Annotated in this window: 11 protein-coding genes; 7 read left to right on the top strand and 4 right to left on the bottom strand. The window is 73.1% G+C overall.

The window, feature by feature from the left end:
* Nucleotides 1–45: 45 nt before the first annotated feature.
* Together JE024_RS01590 and JE024_RS01595 are read right to left on the bottom strand one after the other, a co-directional pair.
* Nucleotides 46–1080, bottom strand: a complete 1035-nt coding sequence (locus JE024_RS01590; protein ID WP_205371831.1) for a phosphotransferase family protein — start codon at nt 1078–1080, stop codon at nt 46–48.
* A gap of 85 nt (nt 1081–1165) precedes the next feature.
* A complete protein-coding gene (locus JE024_RS01595) occupies nt 1166–1864 on the bottom strand; it encodes a TetR/AcrR family transcriptional regulator (protein WP_205371832.1) in 699 nt (232 codons plus the stop codon).
* Between the two features lie 206 nt (nt 1865–2070).
* Between JE024_RS01595 and JE024_RS01600 the strand changes: the two genes are divergently transcribed.
* On the top strand, nt 2071–3300 hold the full coding sequence (locus JE024_RS01600; protein WP_205371833.1) for a saccharopine dehydrogenase family protein: 1230 nt from the start codon (nt 2071–2073) through the stop codon (nt 3298–3300).
* 9 nt (nt 3301–3309) lie between these two features.
* Here the strand turns inward: JE024_RS01600 and JE024_RS01605 are convergent, their stop codons facing one another.
* Complete coding sequence (locus JE024_RS01605) at nt 3310–4167, bottom strand: LysR family transcriptional regulator (protein ID WP_205371834.1); 858 nt, start codon at nt 4165–4167, stop codon at nt 3310–3312.
* A gap of 70 nt (nt 4168–4237) precedes the next feature.
* Here JE024_RS01605 and JE024_RS01610 point away from each other — a divergent pair, with 70 nt between their 5' ends.
* Nucleotides 4238–4834, top strand: a complete 597-nt coding sequence (locus JE024_RS01610; protein ID WP_205371835.1) for a short chain dehydrogenase — start codon at nt 4238–4240, stop codon at nt 4832–4834.
* A 170-nt stretch (nt 4835–5004) separates the two neighbouring features.
* Complete coding sequence (locus tag JE024_RS01615; RefSeq protein ID WP_205371836.1) at nt 5005–5979, top strand: alpha/beta hydrolase; 975 nt, start codon at nt 5005–5007, stop codon at nt 5977–5979.
* A 62-nt stretch (nt 5980–6041) separates the two neighbouring features.
* On the opposite strand, the gene JE024_RS01620 is transcribed toward JE024_RS01615, so the two are convergent.
* Nucleotides 6042–7331 (bottom strand): ROK family transcriptional regulator, encoded by a 1290-nt coding sequence (locus JE024_RS01620; protein ID WP_205371837.1) that lies wholly within the window; start codon nt 7329–7331, stop codon nt 6042–6044.
* A 190-nt stretch (nt 7332–7521) separates the two neighbouring features.
* Here JE024_RS01620 and JE024_RS01625 point away from each other — a divergent pair, with 190 nt between their 5' ends.
* Genes JE024_RS01625 through JE024_RS01640 form a run of 4 tightly spaced genes read left to right on the top strand, consistent with a single transcriptional unit; the run spans nt 7522 to nt 12148 of the window.
* A complete protein-coding gene (locus JE024_RS01625; protein ID WP_205371838.1) occupies nt 7522–8838 on the top strand; it encodes an ABC transporter substrate-binding protein in 1317 nt (438 codons plus the stop codon).
* Between the two features lie 14 nt (nt 8839–8852).
* The gene (locus tag JE024_RS01630; RefSeq protein WP_205371839.1) at nt 8853–9848 is read left to right on the top strand and encodes a carbohydrate ABC transporter permease; all 996 of its coding nucleotides are present in this window, start codon (nt 8853–8855) and stop codon (nt 9846–9848) included.
* A 40-nt stretch (nt 9849–9888) separates the two neighbouring features.
* Complete coding sequence (locus JE024_RS01635; protein ID WP_205376309.1) at nt 9889–10728, top strand: carbohydrate ABC transporter permease; 840 nt, start codon at nt 9889–9891, stop codon at nt 10726–10728.
* Nucleotides 10729–10774: 46 nt separating this feature from the next.
* Nucleotides 10775–12148 carry a GH1 family beta-glucosidase gene (locus JE024_RS01640; protein ID WP_205371840.1) on the top strand — a complete coding sequence of 458 codons (1374 nt, stop codon included), beginning with the start codon at nt 10775–10777 and terminating at the stop codon, nt 12146–12148.
* Nucleotides 12149–12348 lie beyond the last annotated feature (200 nt).

The following is a 12348-nucleotide window of genomic DNA, read 5'->3' on the forward strand; positions in this document are numbered from 1 at the left end:
CCCGTCGGTGACGCTATCCCGCCCCGTGGCCGCCGTGACGGGATTTCACCGCCCGGTCCGGTCGGCCGCTTCGGTGAGCGCGGCCGTGAACAGGGGCTCCACCGTCCCGCGCAGCCAGGCGCGCTGCTCCGTGCCGTAGCCGCGCGGACCGGCCTCGACCAGCATGATCAGGTACAGATAGGCGCGGTAGAGGGCGAGGCGCAGCCGGGCCGGGTCGTCGAGGACGGCGGGGCCGCCGGCCTGCGCGTAGCCGGCCAGGAAGTCGGCGTCGTCCCCGATGTCCTCGAACAGGGCGAGGGAGACGAAGTCGGCGACCGGGTCGCCCCAGAACATGCGCTCGCCGTCGACGATGCCGCTGAGGACCCGTCGGCCCGGCGGGCCGTCCACGAGCAGGTTCCCCTGCCAGAGGTCGAAGTGGACCAGCGCGGGCCGGGTCACGTCGTCGAGGACGGGGCGCGCAGCGGCGAACCGCCGGCGGATCCGGTCGAGCGGCAGCGGCGGTTCGGGCAGGTGGCGTCCGGCGTCGGCGAGCAGGGCGTCCGTCATGGCCGTGAACGCCTCGCCCCAGGTCGGCGCGAGGGGCCCGAGGCCGCCGCCCGGGTAGCCGTAGCCGGGGCCGGTGACGGTGTGGAGACGGGCGACGCCCTGCCCCAGCAGCCCGCGCAGGCGGCGCCGCTCGGTGTCGTCCATGGTGCCGGCGCACTCGTGCCAGGCGGTGCCGGGGCGGTGGGTCGTCACCATGCCGGGGCCGCCGGGGTCGGACGGGCCGAACGCGGCGTGCACCAGCTCCGGTACGGGGACGTCCCCGAGCGCGGCGGCACGGGAGCAGAACTCGGCCTCGGCGCGCAGCAGGTCCTTCTCGTAGCTGAGCCCGCAAGTGCCCGCCGGGGGCGGGATCTTGACGACCCATCGGCGGCCGTCCGCGAGGTCGGCGCGGACCACCGTGTTGTAGGTGCCGCCGGTGAGCGGGACGCGGCCGGTGACGTCGGCGCCCGCCGCCCCCGCCGCGGCGAGCAGGGCGTCCGTCCGCGTTTCGCCGTCCGCCGCCCCGTCCCGCACCGTGTGCGCTGCCTCTCCCATGGGCCCCAGTGTGCCTCCCGTCTCCCTTGCGGCACAGGGGTGTTCCGGGCCGGCGCCCCCATGCCGGGCGGCGGGGGCCGCGGGGTCAGCGGCCCAGGCGGGCGGCGGCGCTCTCGATGAGCATGTCGAGGGCGGCCGGATAGGCGCTGGTGTTCATCTCGGCGACCAGCCGCGGGGCGGCCCGCGCGATCCGGGGGTGGGTCGCGGGCGGCAGCGTGGCGTACGTGGCCTGCCACACGGCCTCGTCGGCCGCCCGGGCGGCCTCCGGCAGCGCGAGGGTGGCCGCGTCGAGGGCGGCGAAGGCGAGCGCCTGGTCGATGAAGCAGTGGTAGACGCCGACGGCCGCGGCGACGTCGAAGCCCGCCCGGTGGAGCACGTCGAGGATCGCCTCGTCGGCCGCGATCTCGTGCGCCCGCCCGGAGACCCGGCTCGCCGTGAGGACGGCGGCCTGGGGGTGGTCGAGGTAGGCGGCGTGGACGCGCAGACCGAGGGCGCGCAGGTCGACCTGCCAGTCGCCGGTGCGCGACCAGCCCGTGAGCGCGCGCCCGATCAGTTCGTCGCCGATCGCCAGGGTGAGGTCGTCCATGCCCCGGAAGTACCGGTAGAGGGCGCTGGGGTCGGCGCCCAGCGCCAGCCCGAGCCGCCGCGCGGTGAGTCCCTCGCCGCCGTGCTCCCGGAGCATGCGCAGGGCGGTGAGCACGATCAGGCGCTCGGAGAGCACCGCGCCCGCCTTGGTGGGGCGCCGCCGTCTGCGGTCCCCCTCGGCGACCACCTTCTTGGGCATCGCCCGCGCTCCTTCCCCGGGGCGGGCGGGGCACCGGGCCGGCCCGGTGTGCCGGGCGTGTGCCTCCCGGGCCGGGTCCGGCGTGTCTGCCGCCGTGCCGTCCGCCGTCACCGACGCTTATGCCAACGCCATTGACCATAACCGCACGCGGCGCGTTGGATCGGTGCAGCCCGGGCGAAGACCGTTGTGCAGGGAAAGGACCTGATATGCGTATCCTGCTGATCGGCGCCGGCGGAGTCGGCACGGCGATCACCCGTATCGCCGCCCGGCGCGGCTTCTTCGAGCGGATGGTCGTCGCGGACTACGCGCTGCCCCGTGCGGAGGCCGCCGTGGCGGCGCTGGCCGGCTCCGGCCGGGCCGAGCGGTTCGCCGCCGCCCGCGTCGACGCCTCCGACGAGGGGGCCGTCACCGCGCTGCTGCGCGACGAGGGCTGCGACGTGCTGCTGAACGCCACCGACCCGCGTTTCGTGATGCCGCTGTTCCGTGCCGCGCTCGCGGCCGGCGCGCACTACCTGGACATGGCGATGTCGCTGTCCCGGCCCCATGCGGAACTGCCGCACGAGAGGACCGGGGTGAAGCTCGGGGACGAGCAGTTCGCCATGGCCCCGGCCTGGGAGGAGGCGGGCCGGCTGGCGCTCGTCGGCATCGGCGTCGAACCGGGGCTCTCCGACGTCTTCGCCCGGTACGCGGCCGACGAACTCTTCGACACCATCGAGGAGATCGGTGTGCGCGACGGCGCCGACCTCACCGTGGAGGGCTACGACTTCGCGCCGTCGTTCAACATCTGGACGACGATCGAGGAGTGCCTCAACCCGCCCGTCGTGTACGAGAAGGACCGCGGCTGGTTCACCACTCCCCCGTTCAGCGAGCCGGAGGTCTTCGACTTCCCCGGCGGGATCGGGCCGGTGGAGTGCGTGAACGTCGAGCACGAGGAGGTGCTGCTGATCCCCCGGTGGGTGGAGGCGGACCGGGTCACCTTCAAGTACGGGCTCGGCGCCGAGTTCATCGAGACGCTGCGCGTCCTGCACCGGGTCGGCCTCGACAGCACCCGGCCGGTCACCGTCACCGCGGAGGACGGGCAGCGGGTCCGGGTCTCCCCGCGCGACGTGGTGGCCGCCTGCCTGCCGGACCCGGCGGCCCTGGGCGACCGGATGCGGGGGAAGACCTGCGCGGGCACCTGGGTCAAGGGGACCAGGGACGGCGCGCCGCGCGAGGTCTACCTCCACCATGTCGTCGACAACGCCTGGTCCATGGCGGAGTACGGCTGCCAGGCCGTGGTCTGGCAGACGGCGGTGAACCCCGTCGTGGCCCTGGAGCTGATCGCGGACGGCACCTGGACGGGCGCCGGTGTGCTCGGCCCCGAGGCCTTCGCCCCGCGCCCGTTCCTCGACCTGCTCACCGCGTACGGCTCCCCGTGGGGTGTGCGCGAGCAGTAGGGCCGCCGCTCAGCCCGGGTGACGGGCCGTCACCCGGCGCAGGTGGGCGAGGAAGGCGAGGGTCGCCGGATGGGTGGGGACGCGCGGGCGGGCCACCCGGACGGTGACCCGCGGCGCGTCCGGCAGCGGCAGGTAGCGCACGCCCGGGTGCGGGTGGCTGTGGGCGGTGGCCTCCGCGGTCACGCCGAGCGCATCGCCGGTGGCGATCACCGTGAGCCAGTCGTCGGCGTTCGCCACCTCGAAGGTCCGCGGCCCGCCGTCGGGCCAGAGGCCGTCCGTCGTCGCGGCGGTGGCGCACACGGCGACGGAGCGGCCGGCCAGATCGCCGAGGCCGGCCGCCGCGCGGGCGGCCAGCGGGTCGTCGGCGGCGGTCGCGAGCACGCGGGGCTCGGAGTACAGCTCCTCCACGACGAGCCCGGCGTCCGGCGCGGGCCGGGTGCGCAGCAGGGCCGCGTCGGTCTCGCCGCGGCGGAGCGCGGCCTCGGGGTCGTCGCCGCGGTGGGCGCGCACCGGGCTGTCGGGGTGCTCCTCGCGCCAGGCGCGCAGCAGCGGCACGGTCCGGTCGCCGAGGGCGGCCCAGGGGAAGCCGATGCGCAGCGGCCGCGCTCCCCGGGCCGCGTCGAGCAGGGCGTCGTCGAGGTCCGCGAGGATCCGGTGGGCGCGCTCGTGGAGCCGGCGTCCGGCGTCGGTGAGGCGCAGGGTGCGGGTGGTGCGTTCCACCAGGCGCACGCCGAGCCGGCGCTCCAGCTGCTCCAGGGTGCGCGAGAGGGCGGGCTGGCCGATGTGCAGCACGGCCGCCGCCCCGGTGACGCTTCCCTCGTCGCCGATGGCGGCGAGTGCCCGCAGGTGCCGCAGCTCCACATTCATGACCACCGAGCATAAGTGCGTCCCGGACGGCATTTCCGCACCGGGGCGCGCCGGACCTAGCGTCGGGGTCATGAGGATTCTGCTGATCGGCGGCACGGGCACCCTGGGCTCGGCCGTGCACAAGGCTCTGACCGGCCGCGGACACGAGGTGGTCACCGTGGCGCGCGGTGACGGCGACCTGCGGTACGACATCACCGACCCGGCGCAGATCACCGCCCTGTACGCGGAGGCGGGCCGGGTGGACGCGGTGGCGAGCGCGGCCGGGTCGGTGCCCTACCGGCCGTTCGCCGAACTGACCCCGGACGACTTCACCGCCGCGTTCCGCGGGAAGGTGCTGGCGCAGATCGAGCTGGTGCGCCAGGGCCTGGACCATGTCGCGGAGCGGGGGTCGTTCACCCTGATCACCGGGGTACTGGCCCGGGTGCCCGTGCTCACGGGCAGCGCCGCGTCGGCGGCCAACGGGGCGCTGGAGGCGTTCGTGCGCGCGGCGGCCGTGGAGATCGCGCCCCGGCGGGTCAACGCGGTGAGCCCCACGGTGTTCACCGAGAGCCTCGGGCGGTACGGGAGCGTGTTCCCCGGTATGAGGCCCGTGCCCCTCGCGGAGGTCGCCGACGCCTACGTCCGCTCCGTCGAGGGCGCCCAGACCGGCCAGGTCTACGAGCTGTAGCCCCCGTCCGGGAGCGGGGCGCCGGGGGCTTCGCGGCACGGCCCCCGGGGCCGGGGTGCGCCCGCGGCGGTTCCGGCCCAGCATGGGGAGGGTGCCCGGCCAGGTGCGCGCGGCAGGTTCCGCGCGCCGGGCCGCCGGGCACTCCCCCCACAGCTTGGAGGAGATCCAGCATGGCCGAGATTCCCCCGCCGATCACGCCGTACCTGGAACCCGCCGCGAAGGAACTGGCGGAGGCCACCGACCCCCATCCGCGGATCTACGAGGTGCCGCCCGAGAAGGGCCGCGAGATCCTGCTGGGCCTGCAGACCGGCGACGGCGTGGACCGCCCCTCGGTCGACGAGGAGTGGGTGACGGTCGACGCCGGCGAGTGGGGCCAGGTGCGCACCCGCATCATCCGCCCCCGGGGCCTCACCGGCCCGCTCCCCGTGGTGTTCTACATCCACGGGGCGGGCTGGGTGTTCGGCGACGACGTGACGCACGACCGCCTCTTCCGCGAGCTGTCCGTCGGCGCGGGGGCGGCCGGGGTGTTCCCCGTCTACGACCGGGCGCCCGAGGCGAAGTACCCGACGCAGGTGGAGCAGAACTACGCGGTCGGCCAGTGGCTGGCGCGGCACGGCGCCGAGCACGGCCTGGACCCCGGCCGGGTCGCCGTCACCGGCGAGTCGGTCGGCGGGTGCATGTCGGCGGTCTTCGCGCTGATGAACAAGGAGCGCGGCGGGCTGGACCTCAGGGCGCAGGTGCTGCTGTACCCGGTCGCCGACGCCGACTTCGACACCCCCTCGTACCGGCAGTTCGCCGAGGGCTACTACCTCACCCGGGACGGCATGATCTGGTTCTGGGACCAGTACACGACCGATCCCGAGCAGCGCCGGGAGCCGCACGCCTCCCCGCTGCGGGCGAGCCTGGACCAGCTCAAGGGGCTGCCGACGACCCTGGTGATCACCGACGAGGCGGACGTCCTGCGGGACGAGGGCGAGAAGTACGCCAACCGGCTCCGGGAGGCGGGCGTCGATGTGACGTCGGTGCGTGTGGCGGGCATGGTCCACGACTTCCTGCTGCTGGACAGCCTGCGTGACACCCGCGCCGCCAACGTCGCCCGCCATCTCGCGGTCGACGCGCTGCGCAAGGCGCTGCACGACGGCTGACCCGCGCGCCGGATCCCCGCGAGGCAACGCCTCGCGGGGATCCGTGGCCGCAGGCCGAGCGCCTAGCCGAGGACCCGGTCCTCCAGGGCGGCCCGCCATGCCGGGGGCGCGATGTCCGCCACCGGGGCGGCGCGGCGGCCGCCGCGGGCGAAGAAGTCCGCGAGGGGCAGGGTCGCCGCCCCGACGGTGACCGCGTCGGGGCCGAGGCGGCCGAGGTCGACGGTGACACGCGAGGCGGGATGCGCCAGCGAGTAGGCGGCGGCGTGGCGCCGGACGTCGTCGAGGAACCGGGAGCCGAACGCCAGGCCCGCCCAGCCGCCGATCAGGACGCGTTCCGGCTGGAAGAGGTTGACCAGGTCGGAGATCCCCGCCCCGAGGTACTCGGCGGTCTGCGTCATCACCGCGTGGGCGACGGGGTCGGGGGCGGTGCCGTCCGGGGGGCAGGCCGCGGCGAGCAGCGCGGTCAGCCGGGTCTCCTCGTCGACGCCCTCCGGCGGGCGTCCGCCGGCCTCGCGCCAGCGCTCCAGCACGGATTCGGCGCCCGCGTAGGCCTCCAGGCAGCCGGCCGCCCCGCAGCGGCAGCGGCGTCCGCCGGCCTGCACGGTCAGATGGCCCCATTCGAGGGCTCTGCCCTGGTCGGCGCCCTCGGAGAAGAGGCAGGCGCCGACGCCGGATCCGAAGAGGACGACGACGGCACTGTGCGCGCCGCGTCCCGCACCGAACCACATCTCGGCCTGGCCGAGGGTCTTGGCGCCGTTGTCGATGAAGTACGGCACGGTGTCGGGGAGCCGGCACGCGGTGCGCAGCAGCGCTTCGAGGGGCACGGCGTCCCAGCCGATGGTCTGGCCGTGCACCACGGCGCCCCGGCCGGCGGTGCGTTCGACGATGCCGGGGGTGCCGATGCCGACGCCGAGCAGGCGTTCGGGGGGCACGGCGGCCCGGGTGAGGACCTCGTCGACGCCGCTGCGGATGTGCTCGACGATCACCCCGACGTCGTAGGCGGAGTCGGTCAACGGCCTTTCCGCGCGGGCGAGTTCGGTGAGGGTGACGTCGAACAGCTCGACCCGGACCCGGGTCTCGCCCAGGTCGACGCCGATCATGTGGCCGCCCGCCGGGCTGACCCTGAGCAGGGTGCGGGGACGGCCGCCGTCGGACTCGACGCTGCCGGCCTCCTCCACGAGGCCCTCGGCGGCGAGTTCGGCGACCACGTTGCTGATGGAGCCCGAACTCAGCCCCGTGACGGGCCCGAGCGCCTGGCGGCTCATCGGTCCGTCGAAATACAACCGTTGCAATACCGCCGCACGGTTGCCCCTGCGCAGGTCATTCACCGTGCGCCTGGTCCGCTGGGCCATCGTGACTCCTTCCCGGACTGCCTTCGCGGCAACATACCTTCGTTCACCCTCTTGACGCGACCTTTCGGCGAAGCTTAACTCACGTCCTAAATTAAGCCCTGAGGGCGTTCGGGAGTCGAACGCCGTAGCCATCCGGCCTCTCCGTCCCTCACGGCTTTCGTCGCTCCTGAGGAAAGGGACACCTGGAGCCATGCGAAGAATCCGGGCAGCCGCCAGTGGCGCGGTCGTCGTCTCCCTGCTCGCCGCCGCCACCGCCTGCGGCGGCGGGTCGTCCACCGATGGGGGATCGAACGAGTCGCCCAAGACCCTGACCTACTGGGCCTCCAACCAGGGCCCGAACATCGAGGCCGACAAGAAGATCCTCCAGCCCGAGCTCGACAAGTTCGAGAAGCAGACGGGCATCAAGGTCAAGCTGGAGGTCGTGCCCTGGTCCGACCTGCTCACCCGGATCATGACGGCGACGACCTCGGGCCAGGGCCCGGACGTCCTGAACATCGGAAACACCTGGTCGGCGTCGCTCCAGGCCACCGGCGCACTGCTGCCCTGGGACGAGAAGAACCTCGCGAAGATCGGCGGCAGGGACCGGTTCGTGGACTCGGCGCTCGGGTCCACCGGCGCCGAGGGCCAGGACCCGGCGGCCGTGCCGCTGTACTCGATGGCGTACGCGCTCTACTACAACAAGAAGATGTTCGCCGAGGCGGGCGTCGACAAGCCCCCGGCCACCTGGGACGAGCTCGTCGCCACCGGCAGGAAGATCTCCAAGGACGACAAGTGGGGTCTGGGCGCCGAGGGCTCCAACCTCTCCAACAACATCCACCAGGTGTTCGTCCTCGGCAAGCAGCACGGCGCCGACTTCTTCGACGCCGAGGGCAAGGCCGACTTCACCAGCGACGGCGCGGTCAAGGCCGTGAAGCAGTACGTCGACCTGATGGCCACCGACAAGGTCGTCGCCCCCGGCAACGCGGAGTACGCGCAGAACCAGTCCCTCAGCGACTTCTCCAAGGGGAAGACCGCGATGGTGCTGTGGCAGGCCGCCGCCACCACCTTCAAGGCCCAGGGCATGAAGGACGAGGACTGGGGCGTCGCGCCGGTCCCGGTCCAGTCGGGCACGCCCGGCCAGGACACCAGCGTCAACTCGATGGTCGCCGGCATCAACATGGCCGTCTTCAAGAACACCAAGAACCTCGACGGCGCGCTCGAGTTCGTGAAGTTCATGACCAGCGACGAGGAGCAGAAGCACCTCTGCTCGACCTACGGCTCCATCCCGCCGGTCAAGGCGGCGCAGAGCGACCCGGCGTTCGACCGGCCCGAGCTCAAGGTGCTCCGCGACACCCTTGCGACGAGCGCGGCCGCCCTGCCGCAGGTGCCCAACGAGTCGCAGTTCGAGACCGCCGTCGGCACCGCCGTGAAGAACCTCTTCGCCCAGGCGGCGTCCGGCAAGCAGCCCACCGACGCGGACGTCAAGGCCGAGCTGACCAAGGCTCAGCAGCAGATGGCCGGGCAGTGAGCGGTGCTTCTGCCATGACCACCACCATCAGCACACCGGCCGGACAGGCCGGGGTGCGGGGGAAGGCCCCCGGGACGGCGCGAGGCCCGCGCCGCCCCGGGCGGCTCCGCCGCATCGGACTGCCGTACCTCCTGCTCCTGCCCGCACTCGCGCTGGAACTGCTCGTCCATCTGGTCCCGATCGTCATCGGCTTCGTCATGAGCTTCAAGGAGCTCACGCAGTTCTACCTGCGGGACTGGACGGCGGCGCCGTGGACGGCGTTCGACAACTTCTCCGTCGCCGTCGACTTCGACGCGCCCGTGGGCCGGGGACTGCTCCACTCCTTCTGGATCACCTGTCTGTTCACCGTCCTGTCCGTCGGCCTGTGCTGGCTGCTCGGCACCACGGCGGCCGTGTACATGCAGGAGACGTTCGCCGGGCGCGGCCTGCTGCGCGCCCTGTTCCTGGTGCCGTACGCGCTGCCCGTGTACGCGGCGGTGATCACCTGGGCGTTCATGTTCCAGCGGGACAACGGCCTGATCAACCACGTCCTGCACGACCAGCTCGGGCTCACCGACGGGCGGCCGTTCTGGCTGATCGGGGACAACAGCTTCTTCGCCCTGCTCACCGTCTCGGTGTGGAAGGGCTGGCCGTTCGCCTTCCTGATCGTCATGGCCGGACTCCAGAACATCCCCAAGGAGCTGTACGAGGCCGCCGCCCTGGACGGCGCCGGCATGTGGCAGCAGATCCGGCGCATCACCCTGCCGTCGCTGGCCCCGGTCAACCAGGTCCTCGTACTGGTGCTCTTCCTGTGGACCTTCAACGACTTCAACACGCCCTTCGTGCTGTTCGGCAAAGCGGCGCCGGAGGCGGCGGACCTCATATCCGTGCACATCTACCAGTCGTCGTTCGCCACCTGGAACTTCGGCACCGGGGCGGCCATGTCCGTACTGCTGCTCGGCTTCCTGCTGCTGGTGACGGGCGTGTACCTGTTCTTCACCTCCCGAGGTCGGAAGGTCTCCCATGTCTAGTCACGCCTCCCGCGGCGGCCGCCCCGCCGTCCGGTCGCCGATGGCGGCGCCCCGTTCCTTCGTGTGGTCCCGGCGGATCTTCCTGACCGTGCTCGCCGCGTTCGTCGCACTGCCGGTGTTCGTGATGGTCTCCAGCTCGCTCAAGCCGCTCCAGGACGTCACCGGCGAGTTCCGGTGGATCCCCAGCGGACTGACGATCCGGCCGTACTTCGACATCTGGGAGACGGTGCCGCTCGCCGACTACTTCGTCAACTCGCTGATCGTGGCGGGCGCGGCGACGGTGTGCTCGGTGGTGATCGCGGTGTTCGCCGCGTACGCGGTGAGCCGCTACACCTTCCGCGGCAAGCGGGTGTTCACGGTGACCGTGCTCTCCACCCAGATGTTCCCCGGCATCCTCTTCCTGCTGCCGCTCTTCCTCATCTACGTCAACATCGGCAACGCCACCGGCATCGCGCTCTTCGGCTCGCGGGGCGGCCTGATCCTCACCTATCTGACCTTCTCGCTGCCGTTCTCGATCTGGATGCTGATCGGGTACTTCGAGTCCGTGCCGAGAGACCTGGACGAGGCGGCGACCGTGGACGGCTGCGGCCCGATCGGCGCGCTGTTCCGGGTGGTCGTGCCCGCCGCGATCCCCGGCATCGTGGCGGTGGCGGTCTACGCCTTCATGACGGCCTGGGGAGAGGTGCTCTTCGCCTCCGTCATGACCAACGAGACCACCCGCACCCTGGCCGTCGGCCTGCAGGGCTACTCCACCCAGAACGACGTGTACTGGAACCAGATCATGGCGGCCTCGCTCGTCGTCAGCATCCCGGTGGTGGCCGGCTTCCTGCTGCTCCAGCGCTACCTGGTGACCGGCCTGACCGCCGGGGCGGTCAAGTGACCCCCCGCCGTGCCGGCACCCCCCTCCCCTGTCTGAAAGGACGTCCGTGACCAAGCCCATCGACCTCGCCGCGCTCCCGCACGACTTCGCCTGGGGCACCGCCACATCGGCGTACCAGATCGAGGGCGCCGTCGCCGAGGACGGCCGCTCCCCGTCGATCTGGGACACGTTCTCGCACACCCCCGGGAAGATCGACAACGACGATCACGGCGACACCGCCTGCGACCACTACCACCGCTGGCGCGAGGACATCGCGCTGATGAAGGAGCTGGGCACCAACGCCTACCGCTTCTCCGCGGCCTGGCCCCGGGTCGTCCCCGGCGGCGACGGCCCGGTCAACGACCGGGGCCTGGACTTCTACGACCGGCTGGTGGACGGCCTGCTGGAGGCGGGCATCACGCCGAGCCTGACCGTCTACCACTGGGACCTGCCCCAGGCCCTCCAGGACCGGGGCGGCTGGCCCGAGCGGGACACCGCCCACCACCTCGCCGCCTACGCCGGCGCCCTCGCCGAGCGCCTCGGCGACCGCGTCACCCAGTGGGCCACGCTCAACGAGCCGCTCTGCTCCGCGTGGATCGGCCACCTGGAGGGCCGGATGGCGCCGGGCGTCAGCGACCTGCCCACCGCCGTCCGCGCCTCCTACCACCTGCTGCTCGGTCACGGGCTCGCCGCGCAGGCGATCCGCGCGGCGGCGCCCGGGGCGCAGGTCGGCATCGTCAACAACCTCTCCACGGTGACGCCCGCGTCCGACCGCCCCGAGGACGTGGCAGCGGCCCGGCGGATGGACGGCCACACCAACCGCTGGTGGCTCGACCCGGTGCACGGCCGCGGATTCCCCGAGGACATGGTCGAGCTGTACGGCGTGGACCTGCCCGTGCGCGACGGCGACCTGGAGATCATCGGGGGCGGGCTCGACTGGCTCGGGCTCAACTACTACTTCCCGGCGGTCGTCGCCGACGACCCGGCCGGCCCGGCACCGTACGCCCGGCAGGTCCGCCGGCCGGGCGTGCCGCGCACCGGCATGGACTGGGAGATCGAGGCCGAGGGCATCGAGACGCTGCTGCTGCGCCTCACCGAGGAGTACGGCGCCCGGAAGCTCTACGTCACCGAGAACGGCTCGGCCTACCCGGACGTGGTGGGCGCGGACGGCACGGTGGACGACCCGGAGCGGGCCGACTACCTGCTGAGCCACCTCGCCGCGTGCGCGAGCGCCGCGCGCAAGGGGGCCCCGCTGGCCGGGTACTACGCCTGGTCCCTGCTGGACAACTTCGAGTGGGCGTACGGCTACGACAAGCGTTTCGGCCTCGTCCACGTCGACTACAAGACCCAGGCGCGCACCGTGAAGGGCAGCGGGCGCGGCTACGCGGAGGTCATCCGCGAGCACCGGGCTGCACTGGAGAGCGCTCACCACGCAGCCTGACGCGGCCGGGCCCGGTCCGCCGGGGCGGCGGGCCGGTCCTTCCCTCCGGGGAGGCCGGCCCGCCGGCAGCGCCGCACGAGGGGGCCCGCGCCGGCGCCACCGGCCCGACGCCGAAGGCCCCCGCCGGCCACGGCGCCGTCGGCGGTCTTCCGTGCACCTCGCGCGGCTGACGACGCGACCGGGCCGCACCGCGGCGCGGC

Origin of the sequence: Streptomyces zhihengii, from assembly GCF_016919245.1 — a bacterium.
GTDB classification, from domain to species: Bacteria; Actinomycetota; Actinomycetes; order Streptomycetales; family Streptomycetaceae; genus Streptomyces; species Streptomyces zhihengii.